The 22,275-nt window shown below is 64.9% G+C and carries 22 protein-coding genes; 11 read left to right on the forward strand and 11 right to left on the reverse strand.

The window, feature by feature from the left end:
• Positions 1 to 26 precede the first annotated feature (26 nt).
• Both HJ583_RS14780 and recG read left to right on the forward strand, forming a co-directional pair.
• Positions 27 to 407: a RidA family protein gene (locus HJ583_RS14780; protein ID WP_170022603.1), complete on the forward strand. Its 381-nt coding sequence runs from the start codon at positions 27 to 29 to the stop codon at positions 405 to 407.
• A 6-nt stretch (positions 408 to 413) separates the two neighbouring features.
• A complete protein-coding gene (recG, locus tag HJ583_RS14785; RefSeq protein WP_170022604.1) occupies positions 414 to 2,510 on the forward strand; it encodes an ATP-dependent DNA helicase RecG in 2,097 nt (698 codons plus the stop codon).
• Positions 2,511 to 2,516: 6 nt separating this feature from the next.
• Here the strand turns inward: recG and HJ583_RS14790 are convergent, their stop codons facing one another.
• Entirely contained in the window at positions 2,517 to 3,347 is an 831-nt protein-coding gene (locus HJ583_RS14790) for an HDOD domain-containing protein (protein WP_170022605.1), read from the reverse strand.
• Positions 3,348 to 3,466: 119 nt separating this feature from the next.
• On the opposite strand from HJ583_RS14790, the gene ubiA reads away from it, so the two are divergent.
• From ubiA to HJ583_RS14810, 4 genes are all read left to right on the forward strand, one after another.
• Positions 3,467 to 4,333 (forward strand): 4-hydroxybenzoate octaprenyltransferase, encoded by an 867-nt coding sequence (gene ubiA, locus HJ583_RS14795; protein WP_170022606.1) that lies wholly within the window; start codon positions 3,467 to 3,469, stop codon positions 4,331 to 4,333.
• The gene (locus HJ583_RS14800) at positions 4,333 to 4,788 is read left to right on the forward strand and encodes an MEKHLA domain-containing protein (RefSeq protein ID WP_170022607.1); all 456 of its coding nucleotides are present in this window, start codon (positions 4,333 to 4,335) and stop codon (positions 4,786 to 4,788) included. The genes ubiA and HJ583_RS14800 overlap by 1 nt, the downstream gene beginning before the upstream one ends.
• 2 nt (positions 4,789 to 4,790) lie before the next feature.
• Positions 4,791 to 6,284, forward strand: a complete 1,494-nt coding sequence (gene ubiD / locus HJ583_RS14805) for a 4-hydroxy-3-polyprenylbenzoate decarboxylase (protein ID WP_170022608.1) — start codon at positions 4,791 to 4,793, stop codon at positions 6,282 to 6,284.
• A 211-nt stretch (positions 6,285 to 6,495) separates the two neighbouring features.
• Positions 6,496 to 6,918, forward strand: coding sequence for a DUF4870 family protein (locus tag HJ583_RS14810; RefSeq protein WP_217423429.1), 423 nt, complete (start codon positions 6,496 to 6,498; stop codon positions 6,916 to 6,918).
• On the opposite strand, the gene HJ583_RS14815 is transcribed toward HJ583_RS14810, so the two are convergent.
• The 4 genes from HJ583_RS14815 to HJ583_RS14830 all read right to left on the reverse strand — a co-directional run bounded on the left by HJ583_RS14815 (position 6,919) and on the right by HJ583_RS14830 (position 10,708).
• Positions 6,919 to 7,101, reverse strand: coding sequence for a DUF3079 domain-containing protein (locus tag HJ583_RS14815; protein ID WP_101943342.1), 183 nt, complete (start codon positions 7,099 to 7,101; stop codon positions 6,919 to 6,921). It lies immediately after the preceding gene.
• Positions 7,102 to 7,186: 85 nt separating this feature from the next.
• Positions 7,187 to 8,191, reverse strand: coding sequence for a CobW family GTP-binding protein (locus HJ583_RS14820; protein ID WP_170022609.1), 1,005 nt, complete (start codon positions 8,189 to 8,191; stop codon positions 7,187 to 7,189).
• Positions 8,192 to 8,347: 156 nt separating this feature from the next.
• On the reverse strand, positions 8,348 to 8,542 hold the full coding sequence (locus tag HJ583_RS14825) for a YbdD/YjiX family protein (protein ID WP_101943344.1): 195 nt from the start codon (positions 8,540 to 8,542) through the stop codon (positions 8,348 to 8,350).
• A 105-nt stretch (positions 8,543 to 8,647) separates the two neighbouring features.
• The gene (locus HJ583_RS14830) at positions 8,648 to 10,708 is read right to left on the reverse strand and encodes a carbon starvation CstA family protein (protein WP_170022610.1); all 2,061 of its coding nucleotides are present in this window, start codon (positions 10,706 to 10,708) and stop codon (positions 8,648 to 8,650) included.
• Between the two features lie 276 nt (positions 10,709 to 10,984).
• Here HJ583_RS14830 and HJ583_RS14835 point away from each other — a divergent pair, with 276 nt between their 5' ends.
• From HJ583_RS14835 to HJ583_RS14850, 4 genes are all read left to right on the forward strand, one after another.
• Positions 10,985 to 12,349, forward strand: a complete 1,365-nt coding sequence (locus HJ583_RS14835) for a cache domain-containing protein (RefSeq protein ID WP_170022611.1) — start codon at positions 10,985 to 10,987, stop codon at positions 12,347 to 12,349.
• Positions 12,350 to 12,363: 14 nt separating this feature from the next.
• Positions 12,364 to 12,993, forward strand: a complete 630-nt coding sequence (locus HJ583_RS14840) for a response regulator (protein ID WP_170022612.1) — start codon at positions 12,364 to 12,366, stop codon at positions 12,991 to 12,993.
• Between the two features lie 128 nt (positions 12,994 to 13,121).
• Positions 13,122 to 14,132, forward strand: coding sequence for a hypothetical protein (locus tag HJ583_RS14845; protein ID WP_217423430.1), 1,011 nt, complete (start codon positions 13,122 to 13,124; stop codon positions 14,130 to 14,132).
• A gap of 156 nt (positions 14,133 to 14,288) precedes the next feature.
• The gene (locus tag HJ583_RS14850; protein ID WP_170022613.1) at positions 14,289 to 15,149 is read left to right on the forward strand and encodes an NAD(P)-dependent oxidoreductase; all 861 of its coding nucleotides are present in this window, start codon (positions 14,289 to 14,291) and stop codon (positions 15,147 to 15,149) included.
• Positions 15,150 to 15,225: 76 nt separating this feature from the next.
• Here the strand turns inward: HJ583_RS14850 and bfr are convergent, their stop codons facing one another.
• Entirely contained in the window at positions 15,226 to 15,705 is a 480-nt protein-coding gene (bfr, locus tag HJ583_RS14855) for a bacterioferritin (RefSeq protein ID WP_101943350.1), read from the reverse strand.
• A 174-nt stretch (positions 15,706 to 15,879) separates the two neighbouring features.
• On the reverse strand, positions 15,880 to 16,176 hold the full coding sequence (locus HJ583_RS14860) for a bacterioferritin-associated ferredoxin (protein ID WP_328824905.1): 297 nt from the start codon (positions 16,174 to 16,176) through the stop codon (positions 15,880 to 15,882).
• A 198-nt stretch (positions 16,177 to 16,374) separates the two neighbouring features.
• On the opposite strand from HJ583_RS14860, the gene HJ583_RS14865 reads away from it, so the two are divergent.
• Entirely contained in the window at positions 16,375 to 17,514 is a 1,140-nt protein-coding gene (locus HJ583_RS14865) for a hypothetical protein (protein ID WP_170022614.1), read from the forward strand.
• 31 nt (positions 17,515 to 17,545) lie between these two features.
• On the opposite strand, the gene HJ583_RS14870 is transcribed toward HJ583_RS14865, so the two are convergent.
• The 4 genes from HJ583_RS14870 to HJ583_RS14885 are packed head-to-tail and all read right to left on the reverse strand — an operon-like array spanning position 17,546 to position 22,269.
• The gene (locus tag HJ583_RS14870; protein WP_170022615.1) at positions 17,546 to 18,949 is read right to left on the reverse strand and encodes an ABC transporter ATP-binding protein; all 1,404 of its coding nucleotides are present in this window, start codon (positions 18,947 to 18,949) and stop codon (positions 17,546 to 17,548) included.
• Positions 18,946 to 19,746 (reverse strand): ABC transporter permease, encoded by an 801-nt coding sequence (locus HJ583_RS14875; protein WP_170022616.1) that lies wholly within the window; start codon positions 19,744 to 19,746, stop codon positions 18,946 to 18,948. Before HJ583_RS14875 ends, HJ583_RS14870 begins: the two co-directional genes overlap by 4 nt.
• Positions 19,739 to 20,713 carry an ABC transporter permease gene (locus HJ583_RS14880; RefSeq protein WP_170022617.1) on the reverse strand — a complete coding sequence of 325 codons (975 nt, stop codon included), beginning with the start codon at positions 20,711 to 20,713 and terminating at the stop codon, positions 19,739 to 19,741. The genes HJ583_RS14875 and HJ583_RS14880 overlap by 8 nt, the downstream gene beginning before the upstream one ends.
• On the reverse strand, positions 20,710 to 22,269 hold the full coding sequence (locus HJ583_RS14885; RefSeq protein WP_170022618.1) for an ABC transporter substrate-binding protein: 1,560 nt from the start codon (positions 22,267 to 22,269) through the stop codon (positions 20,710 to 20,712). Before HJ583_RS14885 ends, HJ583_RS14880 begins: the two co-directional genes overlap by 4 nt.
• Positions 22,270 to 22,275: the final 6 nt, after the last annotated feature.

The following is a 22,275-nucleotide window of genomic DNA, read 5'->3' on the forward strand; positions in this document are numbered from 1 at the left end:
CGCTTCCCCCGTACCAGGAGTTCAGTATGTCCGCTCAGGTCATTTCCACTGCCGCAGCGCCTGCCGCCATAGGCCCCTACTCGCAGGCCGTGCGCGCCGGCAATACGGTCTATCTTTCGGGCCAGATCGGCCTCGATCCGGCCAACGGCCAGCTGGCCGAAGGGTTTGAAGCCCAGGCCGTGCAAGTGTTTGCGAATCTCAAGGCGGTGATTGAAGCCTCCGGCGGCACGCTCGCGAATGCGGTGAAACTCACTATCTATCTGACTGATCTGGCCAACTTTGCGCGCGTCAATGACTTGATGCAGCAGCATTTTGTAGCGCCTTATCCGGCGCGCGCCACGGTCGGTGTGAGTGCCCTGCCGCGCGGGGCGCTGGTCGAGATCGATGCGGTGCTGGTTCTCGACTGAAGCATCTTGACCGACGCGCCCAAGCCCCGGAAAACGCATGCCGCCAAGGGCAAGACGCCGGCGGGGGCGGACGCGCCCGCACGCAAGCCGGTCTCGGCTCTCACCGGCCGGCTGCACAAGCTCGGCATCTACAATGATGCCGACATGTTGCTGCATCTACCGATGCGTTATGAGGACGAGACCCGAGTCGTCTCCATCCGCGAGGCCGCCCCTGGCCTGCCGGCTCAGATCGAGGCCGAGGTCGAGCATGCCGAGATCACCTTCAAGCCGCGGCGCCAGCTGGTCGCCAAATTGCGCGATGACAGCGGCGTGATCTATCTGCGCTTCCTGAACTTCTACCCGGCGATGCAGAAGCTGCTGGAGCCCGGGCGCCGCGTGCGCGCCTTTGGCGAGGTGCGCAGCGGTTTCTGGGGCGAGGAGATGATTCACCCGCGGGTTCTGGCGGTGACAGAAGGCGAGGCCTTGCCGCAATCGCTTACGCCGATCTACCCGGCCACCGCCGGCTTGGCCCAAGCCGCGCTACGCAAGCTGGTGCTGCGAGCTTTTGAGCGCTCCAGCCTGGTTGATTTTCTGCCTGAAGCCTTGCGCAAGAGCCTGCGCCTGGCTGGCTGGGAGCGCAGCCTGCGCTTCCTGCATCAGCCGCCACCCGAAGCCAGCCAGAGTGCGCTGGAAGAGCGCAGCCATCCGGCCTGGCGGCGTGTGAAGTTCGACGAATTGCTGACCCAGCAGATCCAGTTGCGTCGTGCCTACATCGAGCGCCGCGCGCATGCTGCGGCGAGCCTGCCCGCGCAAGGGCGCCTGCCCGCGCAATTGATTGCCGCGCTGCCCTTTGCGCTGACGGGTGCGCAGGCGCGTGCGGTGGACGAAATCGCCCGCGATCTGGCCCAGGCGTATCCGATGCAGCGTCTGCTGCAGGGCGACGTGGGCAGTGGCAAGACCATTGTGGCGGCGCTGGCCATGTTGCAGGCGGCCGAGAATGGTCTGCAGGCGGCCCTGATGGCGCCGACCGAGATTCTCGCCGAACAGCATTACCGCAAGCTGGACCAGTGGCTCACGCCGCTCGGCATCGGCGTAGCCTGGCTCTCGGGCTCACAGAAAAAGAAGGAGCGTGCCGCGATGCTGGAGAAGATCGCCAGGGGTGAAGCGCTTCTGGCCGTGGGCACTCATGCGCTGATCGAGGATACGGTGGGGCTGGAGAAGCTGGGCCTGGCGGTGGTGGACGAGCAGCACCGCTTCGGCGTGCGTCAGCGCCTCGCGCTGCGCGAGAAAGTGGCCGGCCGCCTGCCGCACATGCTGATGATGAGCGCCACGCCGATCCCGCGCACGCTTGCCATGAGCTATATGGCGGATCTGGATGTGAGTGTGCTCGATGAACTGCCGCCGGGCCGCACGCCGATCGTGACCAAGCTGGTGGCCGACTCGCGCCGCGAGGAAGTGATCGAGCGCGTGCGTGATGCCTGCCGCGAAGGGCGCCAGGCCTACTGGGTGTGCCCGCTGATCGAGGAATCTGAAACGCTGCAGTTGCAGACCGCGGTCGAGACCTACGAGACCCTGGCTGCCGAGCTGGCTGAACTCAGGGTCGGGCTGGTGCATGGTCGCTTGAAGCCGGCCGAGAAGGCCGAGGTGATGGAGGCCTTCCTGCGCAACGAAACCCAGGTACTGGTGGCGACCACGGTGATCGAGGTCGGCGTGGATGTGCCCAACGCCAGCCTGATGGTGATCGAGCATGCCGAGCGTTTCGGCCTCGCGCAATTGCATCAGCTGCGCGGCCGGGTTGGGCGCGGTGCGGCGGCCTCCACCTGCGTGCTGGTGTATGCGCAGCCGCTGTCACAGAACGGCCGCGAACGCCTCAAGGCTATCTTCGAAACCACCGATGGCTTCGAGATCGCACGGCGCGACCTGCAGTTGCGCGGCCCGGGTGAATTCATCGGAGCGCGCCAGAGCGGTGTGCCGCTGCTGCGTTACGCCGATCTGGAGGCTGACGTGGATCTGATCGAAGTGGCCAAGCAGGCCGCTGAAGAACTGCAGGCCCGCTATCCCGAAGCGGCAGATGCCTTGCTGCGCCGCTGGTACGGCGGGCGGGCGGAGCTGCTCAAGGCCTGATATTGCTCAGGAGTATTGCTCGGAGCCGGCGCCAGCCGCCTCGCGCATTTTCACCAGTTCGACCAGCCAGTCGACCTCTTCCAGCCCCAGGGTGCGCACGATGGCGTGGTTGACGCGCGAGAGGATCACTTCGTCCGGCAAATCCTGTTCGATACCGAAGGCCAGCGAGGCCGCCAGATGGACGACGCCCGCGTAGGGCGTGGCGCCCTCGGCATCCGGCTTGATGTAATGCAGCAGCGCATCCTGGATCTCCAGCGGAAAATGCCACTGCCTTGCCAGCTCGGCGCTGACTTCCGCATGGTTGAAGGACAGGTTCAGGCGCTCAAGCGCCGCCAGTTCGCCCACCGAAAGGTTGCGGCAATTTTTGGCCACCTGCTGCCCGATCTCAGGGAAGCTCAGATTGATCAGCAACTGTCCGATGCGGTGCATCAAGCCGGCTGCATAGGCATATTCGGGATTGATGCCGGCCAGCTTGGCGAGCGCCCTGGCAGTCTGCGCAGTGAGCTGCGAATGCTTCCAGAAGCGCGCCAGATCGATGCCTTCCACCCGGGCGATGGCGCCGGTGACGCCCGAGGCGATCACGATGGAGCGCAGCGAGTTCAGGCCGATCATGGCCACCGCGTCGTCGATTCCGCCCACCGTCTTGCGTCCGCCGTAGTAGGGCGAGTTCGCTAGGCGCAGGACGCGCGCGGACAGCGACTGATCCTGCCGGACCTTGGCGATCAGGTCTGCGAGATCGACATCGTCCCGGCCTAGCGAGGAGATCAGTTCCTGAACGATGGCGGGGATGGTCGGAAGCTGGGGCAGTTTCTGGAACAGGCGGTCAACGGGGCGCATGGTGTCTCTCTGCTGGTGGTGGGCTTGTCGACCGGCTTACGGCTAGCCAGGAGTCGCCTTGAGTGCCCTTTGGGGGCGACGCGGGCTATCATCGGCCCATCTCACCCGGAACTGCCCTCATGACGCTACTCGAACGCCTGGATGCCTACGAAAAACTGATGCGTCTGGATAAGCCCATCGGCATCCTGCTGCTGCTGTGGCCCACCTTGTGGGGGCTGTGGTTTGCGGCCAGCGGTCTGCCCAATCTGTGGGTGCTGTGGATCTTCGTGATGGGCACGGTGCTGATGCGCTCGGCTGGCTGCGTCATCAACGATTGGGCTGACAGAGACTTCGACGGCCATGTCGGCCGCACCCGGGAGCGCCCGCTGGTGATCGGCCTGGTGTCCGCGCGCGAAGCCCTGTGGCTCGCCGCCGCGCTGGCACTGCTGGCCTTCGTCCTGATCCTGCCGCTCAACCGGCTGGTGATCTGGCTCTCTATCCCGGCGGTGTTGCTGGCCGCGAGCTATCCCTTCACCAAGCGCTTCTTCGCCATCCCTCAAGCATATCTGGGCGTGGCCTTCGGTTTCGGCATCCCGATGGCTTTTGCGGCGCAGACCGGCATGGTGCCGGCGCAGGCCTGGTGGCTGCTGGCGGCCAACGTGTTCTGGGCGATTGCCTACGATACGGAGTACGCCATGGTCGATCGCGAGGACGACCGCAAGATCGGTATCCGCACCTCGGCGCTCACCTTCGGCCGCTTCGACATTGCTGCGATTGCGATCTGCTACGCGGCCTTCCTCGGCTTGATGGCCTGGATCGGTTATGCCGACGGGCGTCGGGGCGCCTATTTCGTTGGCGTCGGCCTTGCCACGCTGATTGCACTGCATCACTTGTTCCTGATCCGTGATCGTGAGCCCGCTGCCTGCTTCAAGGCTTTTCGCCACAACAACTGGCTCGGGCTGGTGGTGCTGGTAGGCCTGTTGGCCGATCATCATCTGCATCCCTGATGACCCAGAGCGAACTCGTGGCCCTGATCTGCGCCTCGCATCAGCGTCTGCTGGGCGTGCCGCTGGCCGATCCTGCATTGAGTACTCTGGCTGCTGCGCGCTGGCTGGCTGAAGAGGCGCCGTTCTGCGTACTGGCGCATGAGGCGGGAGTGGATCCGCGCTTCATCTTCGCCAATCGCGCGGCCTGCGAATGTTTCGAATATCCGCGCGAAGAGCTCGTCGGGCTGCCCTCGCGCCTGTCGGCCGAAGCGCCGGATCGCGCCGAGCGCCAGGCTTTGCTCGATGCCGTGGCAAGCAAAGGTTTTGCGACCGGCTACCGCGGGCTGCGCATCGCGAAGAGTGGGCGGCGCTTCTGGATCGAGGACGTGACGGTGTGGAACCTTGTCGATGAGGCGGGCGTCACACAGGGGCAAGCGGCCACTTACCGGCGCATCACGCCGCATGAAGGAAACTGAAGATGCAATACAAGGATCTGCGCGATTTCATCGCCCAGCTCGAAGCCATCGGCGAACTCAAGCGCATCCGCGTGCCGGTGGATACCCATCTGGAGATGACCGAGATTGCTGACCGCGTGCTGCGCGCCGGCGGCCCGGCCTTGTTATTTGAGAAACCGCATACACAGGGCGTGGCGCAGGCCATGCCGGTGCTGGCCAATCTTTTCGGCACACCGCGGCGTGTTGCGCTCGGCATGGGGATTGGTGAAGAGGCTTCGAAAGACTGGCAGAAGCCGCTGCGCGAAGTGGGTAAGTTGCTGGCCTTCCTGAAAGAGCCGGAACCGCCCAAGGGCTTGCGCGATGCCTGGGAAAAATGGCCGGTGCTCAAGCAGGTGATGAACATGGCGCCCAAGGTAGTGAGCCGCGCGCCCTGTCAGGAGATCGTGTGGGAAGGTGATGAGGTCGATCTCGCGAAATTACCCATTCAGCATTGCTGGCCGGGTGATGTAGCGCCGCTGATTACCTGGGGGCTGGTGGTGACGCGCGGCCCGCACAAGGCGCGGCAGAACCTCGGCATCTATCGCCAACAGGTGCTGGGCAGGAACCGCGTGATCATGCGCTGGCTGGCGCATCGCGGCGGTGCGCTGGATCTGCGTGAGTTCCAGCAAGCCAACCCCGGCAAACCCTTTCCGGTGAGCGTGGTGCTGGGCTGCGATCCGGCGACGATTCTCGGCGCGGTGACACCGGTGCCGGACTCCTTGTCTGAGTACCAGTTCGCCGGACTCTTGCGCGGCGCCAAGACCGAGCTGACGAAGTGCGTGGGCAACGATCTGCAGGTGCCAGCTACAGCCGAGATCGTGCTGGAAGGCTTCATCTACCCGGATGAGATGGCGGCGGAAGGCCCGTACGGCGACCACACCGGTTACTACAACGAAGTGGCCGAATTCCCGGTGTTCACCATCGAGCGCATCACGATGCGCCGCGAGCCGATCTATCACAGCACTTACACCGGCAAGCCGCCGGATGAGCCGGCGATGCTGGGCGTGGCGCTGAATGAGGTTTTCGTGCCGCTGCTGCAGAAGCAGTTCCCGGAAATCACCGATTTCTACCTGCCGCCGGAGGGCTGCTCCTACCGCATGGCGGTGGTGAGCATCAGGAAGGCTTACCCCGGCCATGCCAAGCGGGTGATGTTCGGGATCTGGAGCTTCCTGCGCCAGTTCATGTACACCAAGTTCATCATCGTGGTGGATGAGGATGTGGACGTGCGCAGCTGGCAGGAAGTGATCTGGGCGATCACCACGCGCATGGATGCCACGCGCGACACCACGCTGGTCGACAACACCCCGATTGATTACCTCGATTTCGCTTCTCCCGTGGCGGGGCTGGGCAGCAAGATGGGGCTGGATGCGACCAACAAGTGGCTGGGCGAGACCCAGCGCGAGTGGGGCCGTACGATCGAAATGGATGCCGCCGTGAAGCAGCGTGTGGATGGGCTGTGGAGCGCGCTGGGCCTGTAGGGCCGGCTTCAGCCGGCGGGGCCCGGATCGAAAAAGAGGGGCTGCGGCTGAAACCGCACTTTGTATGATCAACATCTTTCGTAGGGGCGAGCCTTCAGTCGGTCTTCCACGCGTGGTGTGCGACTGAAGTCGCACCTACGTCGCAGCGAGCGCCTGCGTCGGATTACGAGCGTGTTTGATATCGCCCGCAAGGGAGTGGAAAGGATTGCAGATGACTGACAACAACACCCTGGATGTGATCGAAGGCGAAACCTTCACGCCGGCGGACCCGAAGCTGATCCAGCTGACCCACATGCTTTACGCATTGCATGCGGTGGGGCTTGTGATCGGCGCCTGGTCGCAGGCTGCGACCATGGTGGGGGCTTTCGTGTTTGGCTGGACCTCGATCATCGCCATCATCATCAATTACGTGAAGCGGGATGAGGTGAAAGGCACTTTCCTCGAAAGCCACTTCAGCTGGCAGGCCGACACGTTCTGGCGTTGCCTGATCGTGATGCTGATCGGCCTCGTGCTCTACCTGCTCTTGATCGGCATCCTGATCAATTGGCTGATCTTTGGCCTGGTAGGCCTTTGGGCGGTGTATCGCATCATCAAGGGCTGGCTGGCGCTGCAGGCCGCCCGTCCGGTAGCTTGATCAGGAGGCTGCGTCTGGAGCTTCGCGCTGCCAATCCAGCCAGTCGTCGCCAAACCACTCGATCGGGTGAGCCGTGCGCTCGGAGCCGTTACCGCAGGCCATGTCGGTCGCGGCGCAGTATTTGTCGCAGCCCCAGCAGATGCGCTCGGGGTGTTTCGGATGGGTCGGGAATTTTTTGGCCATGCTGCATCGCCTTCTTTGGCGCGGCCTGAAAACTCGCCGCTGACTCAATGATCCTCCTTGAGCGCGCGGCGGGCCCTATTCTGGATCAAGTTCCGGCGCAGGCGGCAAAGCCCGCACGCAGGCTGTCCTGCGGCAAATCGCGGCCGATCAGCACGATGCGGCTCTTGCGTTCGGCGTCGGACTCCCAGGGACGGCCGTAGTCGAAGCCGGCAATGCGATGCACGCCCTGGAAGACCAGGCGCTTGTTTTCTCCCGCAATCGACAGGATGCCCTTGTAGCGCAAGAGATCGTGGGCGTGCTGCTCGACCAGCTGATCGACGAAGGCTGAGACGGCGGCCATGTCCACCGAGCCCGGTGCTTCGAGCAACACGGTTTCGATGGCGTCATCCCAGGAGCGGGCGGGTTTGCCGCCCAGCGCATTCAGCGGTCTGGCGGCCGAATTGTGGCGGAACGGGTTGGCGGGGGGCAGGCCTTTTTCATTCAGGGCGAAGCCGCCGGTGGCGAGGAGTGCGGGCCAGTGCTGGTCCAGCTCGCGCACATCCAGTTGCGGGGCGCGGGCGTTGATGGCGGCGAGGCGTGTGGGTAGAGCGTCCGGTGTCGCCAGATCAGTCTTGGTGAGGATGATCCAGTCGGCGTAGGCAATCTGGGCGGCGGCGACGCGCTCGCGGTCCAACTGCCCGGTGGCATGGCAGACGTCCACCAGAGTGATCACGGCATCAAGCTGGAAGCGGTGGCGGAGTTCCTCTTCCCAGAAAAAGGTCTGTACGACCGGACCAGGATCGGCGAGGCCGGTGGTTTCGATGAGCAGGCGATCGAAGGCGAGTTCGCCGGTGTCGCGCTTGCTGAGCAGATCGGCCAGGGAGGTGGCCAGCTCACCACGCACGCTGCAGCAGATGCAGCCATTGGAAAGCTCCACGATGGCCGTGGCCTGAGGGGCGATCAGGGCTCCGTCGATGCCTACCGTGCCGAACTCGTTTTCCACGATGGCAAAGCGCACGCCGGGATTGGCTGCCAGCAGGCGGTTGAGCAGGGTGGTCTTGCCTGCGCCAAGAAAGCCCGTGAGCAGGGTGACCGGAATGAGATCAGTCATGGTGGGAGTCCTGTAAGCGGGTTTTGGCGGAGGGCATGAAAACGCCCCTCCTGCCTGGAGCCCAATCGGTGAAGAGGGTGACAGGGATCAATCTTGCGGCACTCGGGAGGGCTGTGGGAGCGAGGTCAGTGCCGCGTCCACAAAACAGTTGGCGCTCTAGCAGCACTTCCCGGCGCCACCGCCGTAGCGAGCCTCCTGGCGCTCGCGGAAGAACTCCTCATAAGTCATCGGCGTGCGCTCCGGATGTTTCAGCCGGGTGTGCTGCACGTAGCTGTCGTAGTCGGGCAGGCCCACCATCATGCGGGCGGTGTGGCCGAGGTACTCACCCATCTTGGCTAGGTTCTGGAACATCCGTCGTCTCTCTGGTCACGGGTTTTTTTCTGGCCTGCCGCCTCGGTGAAGCGGCAGGCCGGAAAAAGCCCGGCAGGCATTGCCTGCCGGACACTTTCGTGGCGCTCAAGCCCGCTCGGGCAGCGCCTGATAAGGCGTTTCCTGAGTGGTGACGCGGGCGTCGGCACGTGCCTTCATGCAGGCGCGGAAGCCGAAGATCATGATCGAAACCACCACAAACATGAACAGGCCGCACAGCGCCGCATCCAGGTAGTTGTTGAAGATGATCTGCTGCATCTGCCCCACGCTCTTGGCCGGTGCCAGCACTTCACCGCGCTCCGCTGCGGCAGAGAAGCGTGCGGCATTGGCGAGGAAGCCCACCTTCGGGCTGGCATCGAAAATCTTCTGCCAGCCGGCGGTGAGAGTGCACATCAGCAGCCACACGGTGGGCACGATGGTGACCCAGGCATAGCGCTCGCGCTTCATCTTGAACAGCACCACGGTGCACAGGATCAGTGCCACGGCGGCCAGCATCTGGTTGGCCACACCGAAGAGCGGCCACAAGGTGTTGATGCCACCCAGAGGATCGACCACGCCCTGGTACAGGAAGTAGCCCCAGGCCGCCACGCATGCGCCGGTAGCGATCAGGTTCGGGCCCAGCTTGTCGGTGCGCTTGAAGCTCGGGATGAAGGCGCCCAGCAGATCCTGCAGCATGAAGCGGCCGGCACGGGTGCCCGCATCCACTGCGGTGAGGATGAAGAGGGCTTCGAAGAGGATAGCGAAGTGATACCAGAAGGCCATCATCGCCTTGCCGCCAATGGCGCCAGAGATGATGTGGGCCATGCCAACGGCCAGGGTCGGGGCGCCGCCGGCACGCGAGATGATGCTCTTCTCGCCCACGTCGGCTGCGGTTTGCAGCAGCACGTCAGGGGTGATCACGAAGCCCCAGCTGGATATCTTTGCCGCTACGTCGACGGCTTCCTTGCCAATCACGGCCGCCGGGCTGTTCATCGCGAAATACACGCCCGGATCGATCACCGAGGCGGCAACCAGTGCCATCACCGCGACGAAGGATTCCATCAGCATGCCGCCGTAGCCGATGAAGGCCGCGTGGCTTTCATTCTCAAGCAGTTTCGGCGTGGTGCCCGAGGCGATCAGGGCATGGAAGCCGGAAACCGCACCGCAGGCAATGGTGATGAACAGGAAGGGGAACATGTTGCCGGACCAGACCGGGCCGGTGCCGTCGATGAACTTGGTGACGTGCGGCATCTGCATCATCGGAGCCACCACCACGATACCGATGGCCAGACCAAGAATGGTGCCGATCTTCAGGAAGGTGGAGAGGTAGTCACGCGGGGCGAGCAGCAGCCACACCGGCAGCGAGGCGGCAACGAAGCCGTAGCCCACGAGCATCCAGGTCAGCTGGGTGCCGGTGAAGGTAAACATCGGGGCCCAGGTTTCGCTGGCGGCCACCTGGCCGCCGAGCAGGATCGCGCCGATCAGCAGGATGAAGCCCACCACCGAAATCTCGCCGATCTGGCCCGGGCGGATGTAGCGCATGTAGACGCCCATGAACATCGCGATCGGGATGGTGGCGAAGACCGTGAAGGTGCCCCAGGGGGAGTCGGCCAGTGCTTTCACCACGATCATGGCCAGCACTGCGAGGATGATCACCATGATCAGGAAGGCGCCGAATAGCGCGATCATGCCGGGAACAGCACCCAACTCACTCTTGACGAGGTCGCCCAGGGAGCGGCCGTCACGGCGAGTCGAGACGAACAGCACCATGAAATCCTGCACCGCTCCGGCCAGCACCACACCGGCTACGAGCCATAGCAGGCCGGGCAGATAGCCCATCTGCGCGGCGAGCACTGGGCCCACCAGCGGACCGGCGCCGGCAATCGCGGCGAAGTGGTGGCCGAAGAGCACGTTCTTGTTGGTCGGAACGTAGTCGAGGCCGTCGTTATGGCGTACCGCCGGGGTCATGCGGGTCGGGTCGATGCCGACGACCTTGTTGGCGATGTAGAGGCCGTAGAAGCGGTAGGCGGCCATGTAGATGCCGACGGCGGCCGTCACCACCCACAGGGCGCTGATGGTTTCGCCGCGCGACAAGGCGATGTAGGCCAGGCAGAAAGCGCCGATCAGCGCCAGCGCGGTCCACCCCAGCTTGGGCAATATGCGGTTCATTGTGTCTCCTCCATGTCATCGTGCCCGTGCAGGGCATGAATGCAAGGCTGTTGGTGTGGGCCTGGCGCGTGAGGCTGAGCCTTGCGCGTTTCCGCCCGTCGGGCCCGGCGCTGCTTTGCCGGGCTGCGCTGAGTATGGTTGGCTGCGCAAGCAAAAAAATCCGCATGACTACGCAGGCCGGCTCCGTGCCGCCACATAGGGGAAAACGGCATTCGGAACCGAATGGCGGAAAGTCCGGCTGTTGCGTAAAGCCCTTCCGGATTAGGATTCTGCGCCATGAACCTGCGTCTGAAGGTCCTTCTGCTGGCGGTTGCACCGCTGCTCCTCGCCATCGCTGCGATCGCTTCCGTGGTGCGTATTGAAGCGCGTGCGTTGGCTGACGCTGAGACCCAGGCCGTGTTGCCGGTGCTGGAGTCGTCCCGGCGGACCGAGCTCAAGCATTACGTGGATCTGGCGCTGGGCGCGATCGAGCATCTGCATGGCATGGAGGATCAGGGCGTAGCTCGTAGTCAGGCGCTGACCATCCTGCGTCAGCTCGATTACGGTGAGGACGGCTACTTCTTCGTCTACGACCAGCAGGGGCGCAACCTGATGCACCCGCGCCAGCCGCAACTGGTGGGTCAGGATCTGTGGGAGTTGCGCGACAACAGCGGCGTACCCACCATCCAGCGCCTCGTGGCGCAGGCCAAACAGGGTGGTGGCTATGTCGAATTCATGTGGAACCGGCCTTCCACCGCGCGCACCGAGAGCAAGCTTGGCTATGTGCAGCTGGAGCCACGCTGGGGGTGGGTGATTGGCACCGGGATTTATCTCGACGACATGGCCGAGGCGCGCCTGCGCATCGATAATGCCGCCAGCCGTGCCATCTCCGCCACCATGGTCATCATCACGGTCATTACCGGCACGGCGATCCTGATCGTGGCTGTCTGTGGCTTCGCGCTGAATCTTTCCACCCAGCGCAGTGCCGAGGCGCGGATGCGCGCGCTGGCACATCAGGTCGTGCTGTCACAGGAAACCGAGCGGGCGCGGGTGGCCCGCGAGCTTCACGATGGCGTGAGCCAGCTGCTGGTGTCGGTCAAGTTCCTCTTCGAGTCAGTACAGGAGCGCGTTGGTAGCCTCGGCGGTGAAGGCCGCGATGCGCTGATCGAGCTGACCGGCAAGGGCGTGACCCGCCTGCACGACGTGCTGCGTGAAGTGCGCCGCATTTCGCATGATCTGCGCCCCACCGCACTCGATGATCTGGGCCTCAAGGCGGCCCTGGCCCAGATGCTCAATGAATTCGGCCAACGTACCGGGCTCGCTGTGCAGCTCAAGGCAGAGGACAATCCTTCGCTGCCCGGTCCGGTCGCCACCGCCCTGTTCCGCGTGGTGCAGGAAGCGCTCACCAACATCGAGCGCCACGCCCGTGCGTCTGAAGTGACCCTCACCCTGATGAGCCGGCCGCATGCCTTGCGTCTCACCATCGTCGACAATGGCCGCGGCTTTGATCTCGAAGCGCTGGTCGCGCAGCCGCGCAGCGGGCTCGGCCTCACCAGCATGCGCGAGCGCATCGAAACCCTCGGCGGCATCTTCGTGATGCGCGCCAGCGAGGCCGGTACCAGTATCGAAATCGTGCTGCCGGCCAGCGCACTCCGGAATTGAAGGAAGGACGGAATATGGAAGCATCCCGCGTCAAACTCATGCTCGTCGACGATCACCCGCTGGTGCGCGACGGGCTGCGCCTGCGCCTGGCCACCGTGCCCGGCTTCGAGATCATTGCCGAGGCCGACGATGGCGTCGCCGCGCTGGCTGCGCTGGAGCGCCAGGAGCCTGATGTGGTGCTGATGGACATTGCCATGCCCGGTGCTAACGGCATCGAGCTGGTGAAGAAGCTGCATGAGCTCTATCCACAGGTGCAGGTGATCATGCTCACCATGCACGATCAGCCGCAATACGTTGTCGAGGCCTTCCGCCAGGGCGCCCGCGGTTATGTGCTGAAAGACAGTCCGGCGCAGGAAATCGTCGCTGCCATCCACGCCGTGATGGCCGGCAAGCGTTACTACTCCGCCGGCGTGGCCGACGCCCTGGCCGCCGGCGCCACCCCCGCACCACTCCTCACACAGCGCGAGCAGGAGGTACTGGCGCTGATTGCCGAAGGCCGCTCCAGCAAGGAAATCGCCTCCAGCCTGAACCTCTCGGTGCGGACCGTGGAGACCCACCGCCTCAACATCAAGCGCAAGTGTGAGCTCGAAGGCTCCTCGGCACTGGTCAAGTTTGCGGTAGAGCGGAAGTGGACCGGGCTTTGAGGGGGCACGCGGCTGCCGGAGCAATGACCGTGAATGCTGTTCGTGGAAACGGGCGATGCCTGCAGAATGATGACTAGGCCGTGCTCACGGGGGGGTGGGAAAATCCTGGCTCATCTTTCAGAGCGCGCTTGCACTCAACCCTTTACGCTTCCTACCTGATGATCGTTCCTGACTACTGGGCGGAAGCCCGCCAGCAGCATCGCGCGGCTGGCAAGCAAATCACCATCCGTCGCTGGGGCTGGTCAAGCTGCAGTGAAGACGATGCGCGTGCAATGGCCGAAGCCCGTGCGGCAGAGGCCTTGCAGCGTCTTCTGGGTGGGGAGAAGCTGACGCGCCGCGAGCCCAAGGCGGCCTACAACGGAGCCTCCGGCGTTCCCATTCGCGAAGAGGTGTTGTCCCGCCATGGAGAAGAGGTTGTTACCCGAAATTCATATGGCGCGCACTGCCTCAACACTCCGCGTGCGTTATTTGCCGATGTGGATTTCGCGAGCACCCCGCGGGCCGGACTGCGTTTCGCTGTCTTCGGATTGTTGGCGCTGTTGGCGGTGATCGGCGGAATCCATTTGCAGAGCTGGGGCGTCGCGGGAGGCTTGTTGTTGTTGGCCCTGCTACTGACTGGGCCGCTTGCCGGAGGCGTGGATCGCCTGAACCTGTTGCGCAAGGGTGGGCATGAACGCATCGCCCGGCAGCGCCTGATGGATTTCCTGGCCGGGCATCTGGCCTGGAATGTGCGCCTCTATCGCACGCCGGGCGGCTTCCGGCTGCTGGCCACACATCAGGCCTTCGAGGCATCCGCACCCGAGGTGCAGCAGTTCTTTGCGGCGGTCGGGGCGGACCCGGTCTATGTGCGCATGTGCAGCAACCAGCAATGCTTTCGTGCCCGGCTGACGGCCAAACCCTGGCGGATCGGCATCGGCGACCATATGCGGCCCCGCCCCGGGATCTGGCCGGTGCACCCGGATCGGCTGGGCATCCGGCAGCAATGGGTGGCGGCTTACGAGCGGGCGGCGGCCTCGCATTCAGCCTGTCATTTCGTCGAGTCACTGGGTTCCGGCAAGGTGGATCCGGAAATCAGCGCGGTGGTGGCATTGCATGACCGCGAGGCACGGGCGCACGAGTTTGCGCTCGCCGTTGCCTGAGAAGCCCGAGCTCGGCGGCGGGGCTGCCGGCCCTCTCATATAGCAAACATCAGCCCGCTGCCATTGGCAGCGCCGGTTTGCTGACGCACCATTACGGCCTGTCTGCCGGAGGCTCACTCCGGCGAGCGTGAGTGCTGAATTCATAGGAGTGTTGTTGTGGCAAGAATCGGTTTTCTGGGGCTGGGCATCATGGGGCGGGCGATGGCCGCCAATCTGCTCAAGGCGGGTTTTGAAGTGACGGTGTGGAATCGCTCGGCAGCCAAGTGCGTGCCGCTGGTGGCGCAGGGGGCGGCTCAAGCGGCTACGCCGCGCGAAGTGGTGGAAGCCTGTGATTTCACCATCGCCATCCTGGCCGACCCGGCCGCGGCACGCGAAACCGTGTTCGCGGCCGATGGCGTGCTGGCAGGTATGTCTGCTGGCAAGGGCTACATCGACATGTCCACCGTTGATGACGCCACCGCCCGTGAGATTGCTGGCGCGATTGCCAGCAAGGGTGGGCGTTTTCTCGAAGCGCCGGTGTCCGGCACCAAGAAGCCGGCGGAAGACGGCACGCTGGTGATCCTTGCCGCGGGGGATCAGAGTCTCTACGACGAAGCCGGGCCAGCTTTCGACAAGCTCGGCAAGAAGCGCGTGTTTCTCGGTGACGTGGGGCAGGGCGCGCGCATGAAGCTGGTGGTCAACATGATCATGGGCTCGATGATGGTGGCCTTGAGCGAAGGCCTGGCGCTGGGGCTCAAAGGGAATCTGGATGGCGCCAAGATCCTCGAGGTGATCGAGGCGGGCGCGATGGCCTGCCCGATGTTCAAGGGCAAGGGGCCGATGCTGCTGAACGATGACGCCAGCACCAGCTTCCCGCTCAAGCACATGCAGAAGGATCTGCGCCTCGCGCTGGCCCTCAGCGAGGAGCTGGGCCAGTCGCTGCAGGCGGCCTCTGCAGCCAACGAGGTGTTCAAGCGCGCCAACATCGCCGGCCATGGTGACGACGACATTGCTGCGGTGTATCGCGTGGTGCGCTGAGCCGCTTGTCGCAGGCTGCAAAAAGGCCCGGTCAGCCAGATGCTGCCGGGCCTTGTTACATCAGAGATCAGGCGGATCAGGAGCCTTCGGGTTCGAGCTGGCTTTGCAGGTAGTTCTGCAGCCCCACCTTTTCGATCACTTCGAGCTGGGTTTCGAGATAGTCGATGTGTTCCTCGGTCGCTTCGAGGATCTCCATCACGATGTCGCGCGAAACGAAGTCGCGCACGGACTCACAGTAGGCGACGGCTTCCTTGAGGTCGGCGTGGGCCGTGACTTCGAGCTTGAGATCGCCGGCTAGGCATTCCGGCACATTCTCGCCGATCAGCAGCTTGTTGAGGTTCTGCAGGTTGGGCAGACCGTCGAGCATCAGGATGCGCTCGATCAGCATGTCCGCGTGATGCATTTCCTCGATGGACTCCTTGTACTCGTGCTTGCCGAGTTTCTCGAAGCCCCAGTGCTTGTAGATGCGGGCGTGAAGGAAATACTGGTTGATGGCGCTCAGTTCGTGGGTGAGCTGGCGGTTGAGCAGCTGAATGACTTTCTTGTCACCTTCCATGCTGGGACTCCTCTCAAGGGCTGGGGGCGTACCGCGTGGAGAGGGGCTTCTCCGCCGCAGGCATGAGTCCATTGTGCACAAGACAAACGCCATGCATCAAGGCCAATTTAATGAATGACCCTGATAGGCATGGCGCGGAAGGCGCGCGAGGAAGGTGCGTGGAGCACAAAGCCTTCAGGCGGTCGCGAACTCCCTCTGGCCGAGCCCATCTCCGGCGACATGCAGCAAGGGGATTGTTCTGTGCGGTGCTGCACTCGCCTCCTTCAGGCAGGCGTGGGCACACTGGGCGCAGCGGCCGCAACTGCTGGCCACGCCGAGCGATTCGCGCAGGTCGCGCACCGTGCGTGCGCCATCGGCCGCAGCGCGTGCGATATCGCGATCAGTGACAGCATGGCAGACGCAAACATACATGGCGGTACCCGGGGTGCGTGGTGGGGTGATGGATTGAAAGATAATGCGATCCGTTCTCATTTGCAAGCCTATCTTTGCTGGAATGGCTGTCACCGCCGCCGCAGGGCGATGCCACTGTTCCGTGCCTCCCGCAGCAAAGCCCGGTGCAGCCTAGTCCAGCCAGGTGTTAGAGTCCTGCCGTGCCGCCAGGCGGAGGCGCTTATCGCTTGAATGCCGGCGTGCTAGGGTCGCGGGCATGTCCCGACTCCCGGTTTTCTCATGAGCACATCCGATTCAAGCTGGCGCCAGATTGCCCTGTGTGCCTGGGGCAGCCAGTATCTCGCCGGCGGCAATGAGCTGGACGACTGGTTCCGCCACGGCGTGTTCTGGGAAGCGCCCCAGCTGTTCCGGTCCTTGCCTGGACGGACACTGATCGCCGCCGATTTCTGCGCCTGGCTGTTCTGGCTCAGATCACGTGGGGCCATGCGTCTTACCCTGCATGCGACGGAGTCCGGGCAGGTTCCCGCGGACGAGGATTTCTACTGGGGGGAGCGCCTGATCTGCGTGCATTTTGCGGAGGGCTGTGAGCGTTGGCTGACGGGGGAAGAAATACCGGGCTGTACGGACGCCAACGACGCCGCGCTCGAAGCCGCACGGGAGGCGAGTGGCGAGTGGAGCTGGGTGCCTGACCCAGGGGCGTATGCCGGCGACATCGAAACCTGGTGGTGCCTCGGCATGGGCGAGGCGGTTTCGGTGCCGGAGACCGACTGGAGCGCCAGCGCCGCGCGTCTTAAAGCCGAACTCTTTCCGGAGGATGGCCTGCGCGGCCGGTGGCGTCTGCCAGACCAGACAGAGCTTCGAGCAGGCAACAAGGGGGATGCGGAGTGGTCCAGCTTGCCGACCTTGCCGCGCTCCCGAAGCCTGACCCTGCCGCATCGCCTGCTCGATTATCTGCATGGCGAGCAGGCGCGCTTTTCAAACGACACGCACCCCAAGAATGAAGGCAATCTTTATGTGTGCGCCAGTGCCGAGGAGGCCGCGAGGATTGATCGCTGGGGGGAGCGGCTCAATGCCTGGGTCGATACCTTGCAACGCGCCGCAGCCAACGAGCGTCGTTGGAATGAAGGTGGGAAAGGCGGCGCGGTGCTGATGCCTGTGCTGCCTGATGCCGCTGTATCGGCCGCGCAGCAGGACGCGGCCAGCGCCCCGGTTACCGAGACGATTCCGCCCTCTGCGCCGCGCGTGATCGAGCAGCCTGCGGCCCAGGCGCGCGCCATCCCCCCGCTGTTGATCGATGGCATCGTACTGGCTGTGCTCTGTGTGCTCATTGTCGCCCTGGCAAAGGTGCTCAGCCGCTACGAATGGATCAGTCTGCTGATTGCCTTGCCCTGGATGCTTTACGTGCGGCGCCGTAAATAGATGCTCCCCGGGCGAGGCGGCCTCCCCATGGTCAGTGCGCAGCAAACACCTGCTGGCGCTGGCCGAAGACCCGCGCAATGTCTTCGTCATGGGTGACCAGCATCAGCGCTGCGCCGCTTTCATCCATGGCATCACCCAGCAGCTCAAGTGCCTGGCGCTGGGTGAGCGGATCGAGGCGGGACGTGGGCTCGTCCGCAAACAGCAGGGCGGGCCGTGCGCACAGCACGCGGGCCAGGGCGATCCGTTGCAACTCGCCGCCGGAGACCTGACTGGGTCGGCGCGTCAGCAGACTGGCGTCGATCTTCAGGCGTTCCAGGCGGCCCTGCAGCGCAGACCAGGCCTCTCCGTGGAGCTGGCAGGCATCGCGCAGGCTGCTGCCCAGGGTTTGCCGCGGCGGGAAGGAGGCGACAGGATCTTGGTAGAGCTTCTGCAAGGCCGTGGTCGCGAGGCCGGGCGCCCGGATCACGCTGCCGGCATCGGGCCGCAGCAGGCCCAGCAACACGTTGCCCAGGGTGCTCTTGCCGGTGCCGCTGGGGCCTTGCACGACGAAGCGCTCGCCGGCGTGCAGATCGAGGTCCAGCGCTTGAAAGAGTGATTTGCCGTTGAAGGCCTTGCTGAGTCCGCGCCCCTGCACGATGAGCGGACCGCTGACAGGTGCCTGACGTACCGGCCAGTGCGCAGGATCGGCCGCAATCAGCTCACGGGTGTAGGCATGGCTCGGCGCGCGCAGGATGTCGGCCATCTCGCCGGCCTCGATCAGTTCGCCGGCACGCAGCACCAGCAAGCGCCCGCCCAGGGCCTCGGCTACGCGCAGATCGTGGGTGATCAGCAGCACGGCACCGCCTGTTTCTGCGACCGTCCGTAGCATTCCGGTGACATGATCGCGCCAGTGCGCGTCAAGCCCCTTGGTGGGCTCATCGGCAATCAGTAGCGAAGCGCCGCCGGCCAGGGCCATGCTGGCGACAGCGCGCTGCGCCATGCCACCCGAGAGTTGCCAGGGGTATTGAGCGCCAGAGGCGCTGAGGCCGGCGGCTTGCAGTTGGGCGGCGCTCTGCTCGGCCGCTGCGTGAGCGGGCAGGCCACGCACCAGCTGCAGGACCTCTTCGAGCTGGCTGCCGACGCGCCGCACCGGATTCAGCGCCAGGCTGGGCTCCTGAGGCAAGAGACCGATCTTGCGGCCCCATAGCGGGCGGCGGGCTCGCGCATCGCGGGCAGCACTGCGCTGCCCCTGGATGCAGACTTCGCCGCCGGCGACCAGGCCTGCCGGCAGATTGCCCATCAGCGCGTCGGCCAGCAGGGACTTGCCCGCGCCGCTTTCGCCCAGGATGGTCAGCACTTCGCCTGCCCGCAGCGTGAAGGAAAGCTCGCGCAACAGGCGTTGGCTGCCGGCGTGCACCGAGATGCCGGAGGCTTCGAGGATGAGGTCCGCATTCATGTCAGTTCCTTGTCACCTGCCAGCAGCATCATGCCCAGCACCAACAGGATTAGCAGCGTGACAGGTGCTGCGATCAGCCAGGGGGCTTCACTGTAGAAAGGGAAAAATTCGATCATCATGACGCCCAGCTCCGGCGTTGGCGGCTGCAGGCCGACCCCGATGAAGCCCAGCGCGGCCAATGCCAGCACGGCTTGCGCAGCACTCAGCGGTAACAAGGTGGCCAGCAAGGGCGTCAGCGCAGGCAGCACGTGTCGGCGCAGAACATAGAGCTTGCCAAAGCCCAGCAGGCGCGAGGCCTGAACCGCATCACCGTGCAGGATCGGCCGGCTGGCGGCGCGCGTGACCCTGAAATATTCCACCCACAGCGACAGGGCCAGGCCGATGTACAGCGCCCAGTACTGCCCCGGCGCAATGGCGGCGAAGAGCAACACCAGCAGCAGGCCGGGCACAGCCATGCAGGCGTCGGCCAGCATCACCAGCCCGCGCTCGATGCGACCACCGCACCAGCTGGCGGTGACACCGGTCAGTACGCCGGGCAGCGCCGCACTCAGGGCCGCGAGCAGCGCCAGCCCGAGTGAAAGTTGGGCGGCGTGGGCAATGCGCGCCAGCACGCTGCGACCGTAGACATCGGTTCCCAGCCAGTGGCTGGCGCCCGGAGGTAGCAGGGAATCACCGAGGGATTGCGTCGCCGGATCGATTCCGATCAGTGCCGGGCCCAGCAGGGCGAAGCAGGCGATCAGGATCAGCAATCCCAGGCCGCAATGCCGGGCGAGGCGGGCGGAGAAAGTCTCAGGCATCGGAGGCTCCCGGCTTGCGCTGGCGAGGATCGATGGCGAGCATCAGGGCGTCCAGCAGCAGATTGAAGAGGATGAAGAGCAGACCCATGCTCAGTGCCGCCCCCTGGATGACGGGGACATCGCGGGCAAATACGGCATGCACCAGTGCGTGGCCCACACCGGGCCAGGCGAAAAGACTTTCGACGACCACCGTGCCTTCCACTAGCAGCACCAGATGCACGCCCAGATAGGCCAGCACAGGCAGGGCCGCCAGCGGCAGGGCGTGGCGCAGCAGCGCCTGGAAGTCCGACAAGCCCTTGCTGCGGGCGAACTCGCAGGCCGGCGAGGCCAGCGCTTCGCGCACTGCGCTGCGGCTGATCCGCGCCAGCCCGGCGGCCAGCCCGAGTGCCAGCGTCAGCGCCGGCAGCCACAGGGTGCCCCCTTGATCGTCGTGTGCGGCGGGCAACATGCCCCAGTGCACCGCGAGCAGCAGCATCAGCAGGATGCCCAACAGGAAGGCCGGCGTGGCGCGCAGCACAACCGCGAACAGCAGCGCGATCCGGTCTGCGACACCGCCCGGCCGCACTGCGGCCGCGACGCCCAGCGGCAGACCGATCAGCATTGCCAAAATCAGCGTGGTGACCGCTAGATCGAGGCTGGCGGCGAGATGGTGGGCCATCTCGTGCCATACGGCTTCGCCGCTGACCAGTGACTGCCCCAGATCCAGGCGCAGGAGCTGGCCCAGCCATTCCAGCCAGGCCTGCCACAGCGGGCGTTGCAGTTGCAGCTCTTGCGCCACGGCACTGGCGGCGGCGCTGCCGACGAAATCGTAGCCGTAGCGGCTGGCGGCAATGCGCATCGCCATGTCGCCGGGCAGGGCCCGCACCATCAGGAAGCAGACGCTGCCGATGATCAGCAGGAGCGCCAGGACCTGGATCGCGCGCCGCAGCAGCAGCCCGCGCCAGGCGGAGGTTTGGGTCGAACTCATGCTTTCCACCTCATGCCAGTGAGGCGGAAGCTGCGTTCCAGCGGATCCAGGCTCACGCCTTCGAGGCGTTTGCTGACCGCGACGTTCTGGCGATACCAGCACACCGGGATCAGCGGCAGCTCGTCATGCAGGGTCTGCAGCAAGCGTTTGCGCTGGGCGGCGAGCTGCGCCTTGTCGAGCCCGCCGCGCACCAGACGCTGCAGGGCGTCGACCGCGACCGGGCTGGACCAGTTTGTGGCGCCCCAGTCGCCGCCCTGGGGGCCGAAGTCCTGCGCCAGGGTCGCGGTCGGGTCCGGCACGATGGCGTAGTTGCGGGCGGCCAGGGCCAGCTGCAAGCTGCCATCACGATGGGCCAGCGGAATATCGCCGGAGTTGCCGATGCTCACGCTCACGGCAAAGCCCGCTTCGCGCCATTGGGCCTGCAGCGCGCCTGCGATCACGGGCAGCTCGGGGCGATCCGGGAAGGTCTGCAGCTTGAGGCGCAGAAGCTGGCCTTGCGTATCGCGCCAGCCTTCCGTGCCGAGCGTCCAGCCTCCCTCGCGCATCAGCTGCTTGAGGGCGACCGGGTCGCGTTGCAACGGCGGGAGCGAGGCATCATGCCAGCCCGCCAGCGTAGGAGGCATCAGCTGGCTGGCGGCCAGCTCCGGGTCGCGCAGCAGGGCACGCGCGATGCCGGGCCGATCGATGGCCAGACTCAGGGCCTGGCGCACGCGCAGATCCTTGAGCCCGGAGAACGCTGCATTCAGATTGATGACCACGGTGCGTGGAACGGTCACCGAGGCAATGTTGACCGAGCCCCGTTGACGCAAGCGGGTAATACTGGCGGGGTCCAGGTTGTAAGCCAGGTCGGCCTGACCCGATTCGGCCATCAGGCTGCGGGTTTCGGCGCGCCCGGCCGCCATGTATCGCACCTCGGCAATGGCCGGGCGCGGGCCATCGTAATGTTCGGACACGCGGGTCTCGACCTGATGCGGGGCTTCCAGCTTGCTGATCCGGTAGGGGCCGCTGCCGACGATCTCGCGTACTGTGCCGCTGGCTTCGAAGCTGGCCGGCGCGAGGATCATCGTGCTGCTGTGGGCCAGCAGGCTGAGCAGCGGCATGTAGGGGCTGCTCAGACGGATCCGGAGCTGCTTTTCGCCTGTCGCTTCGATACTGCGGATCGGGGCCATGCTCAGCACCCCCGGCGGAGTGCGCGCCAGGTTCAGGCTGCGCGCCACGGCCTGTGCCGTGACCGGGCTAGCGTCATGGAAGCGTGCGCCGGGGCGTAGTTCGAAGTGCCATTCGAGGCCATCCGGCGAGACCTTCCAGCTCGCAGCGAGTGCCGCCTTCGGCGTGCCGTCGTCCTGCGCGTCAAGCAGGGTTTCGGTGACTTGCAGGCGGGTGAAGATGTAGCCGCTGGCGGCGGGGGCGAGGCCACTGATTTCCCATGAGGAAACGATCAGCAAGGGCTTCACGGCAGGCTGCGCGCGCAGGGGCGGGCAGGCCAGTGCCAGGGCGCCGAGGCCGGCGCCCTGCAGAAGACGGCGGCGAAGGCCGTCGGGTTCAGGCTGGGTCATGGTCAT

This window comes from Uliginosibacterium aquaticum (assembly GCF_012972705.2).
Lineage (GTDB): Bacteria > Pseudomonadota > Gammaproteobacteria > Burkholderiales > Rhodocyclaceae > Uliginosibacterium > Uliginosibacterium aquaticum.

Bases quoted from the DNA above. Each gene is read 5' to 3' on its own strand.
- HJ583_RS14780 (WP_170022603.1), top strand. From the start codon at position 27: ATGTCCGCTCAGGTCATTTCCACTGCCGCAGCGCCTGCCGCCATAGGC.
- HJ583_RS14790 (WP_170022605.1), bottom strand. From the start codon at position 3,347: ATGCGCCCCGTTGACCGCCTGTTCCAGAAACTGCCCCAGCTTCCGACC.
- ubiA (WP_170022606.1), top strand. From the start codon at position 3,467: ATGACGCTACTCGAACGCCTGGATGCCTACGAAAAACTGATGCGTCTG.
- HJ583_RS14800 (WP_170022607.1), top strand. From the start codon at position 4,333: ATGACCCAGAGCGAACTCGTGGCCCTGATCTGCGCCTCGCATCAGCGT.
- ubiD (WP_170022608.1), top strand. From the start codon at position 4,791: ATGCAATACAAGGATCTGCGCGATTTCATCGCCCAGCTCGAAGCCATC.
- HJ583_RS14810 (WP_217423429.1), top strand. From the start codon at position 6,496: ATGACTGACAACAACACCCTGGATGTGATCGAAGGCGAAACCTTCACG.
- HJ583_RS14815 (WP_101943342.1), bottom strand. From the start codon at position 7,101: ATGGCCAAAAAATTCCCGACCCATCCGAAACACCCCGAGCGCATCTGC.
- HJ583_RS14820 (WP_170022609.1), bottom strand. From the start codon at position 8,191: ATGACTGATCTCATTCCGGTCACCCTGCTCACGGGCTTTCTTGGCGCA.
- HJ583_RS14825 (WP_101943344.1), bottom strand. From the start codon at position 8,542: ATGTTCCAGAACCTAGCCAAGATGGGTGAGTACCTCGGCCACACCGCC.
- HJ583_RS14830 (WP_170022610.1), bottom strand. From the start codon at position 10,708: ATGAACCGCATATTGCCCAAGCTGGGGTGGACCGCGCTGGCGCTGATC.
- HJ583_RS14835 (WP_170022611.1), top strand. From the start codon at position 10,985: ATGAACCTGCGTCTGAAGGTCCTTCTGCTGGCGGTTGCACCGCTGCTC.
- HJ583_RS14840 (WP_170022612.1), top strand. From the start codon at position 12,364: ATGGAAGCATCCCGCGTCAAACTCATGCTCGTCGACGATCACCCGCTG.
- bfr (WP_101943350.1), bottom strand. From the start codon at position 15,705: ATGGAAGGTGACAAGAAAGTCATTCAGCTGCTCAACCGCCAGCTCACC.
- HJ583_RS14860 (WP_328824905.1), bottom strand. From the start codon at position 16,176: ATGAGAACGGATCGCATTATCTTTCAATCCATCACCCCACCACGCACC.
- HJ583_RS14865 (WP_170022614.1), top strand. From the start codon at position 16,375: ATGAGCACATCCGATTCAAGCTGGCGCCAGATTGCCCTGTGTGCCTGG.
- HJ583_RS14870 (WP_170022615.1), bottom strand. From the start codon at position 18,949: ATGAATGCGGACCTCATCCTCGAAGCCTCCGGCATCTCGGTGCACGCC.
- HJ583_RS14875 (WP_170022616.1), bottom strand. From the start codon at position 19,746: ATGCCTGAGACTTTCTCCGCCCGCCTCGCCCGGCATTGCGGCCTGGGA.
- HJ583_RS14880 (WP_170022617.1), bottom strand. From the start codon at position 20,713: ATGAGTTCGACCCAAACCTCCGCCTGGCGCGGGCTGCTGCTGCGGCGC.
- HJ583_RS14885 (WP_170022618.1), bottom strand. From the start codon at position 22,269: ATGACCCAGCCTGAACCCGACGGCCTTCGCCGCCGTCTTCTGCAGGGC.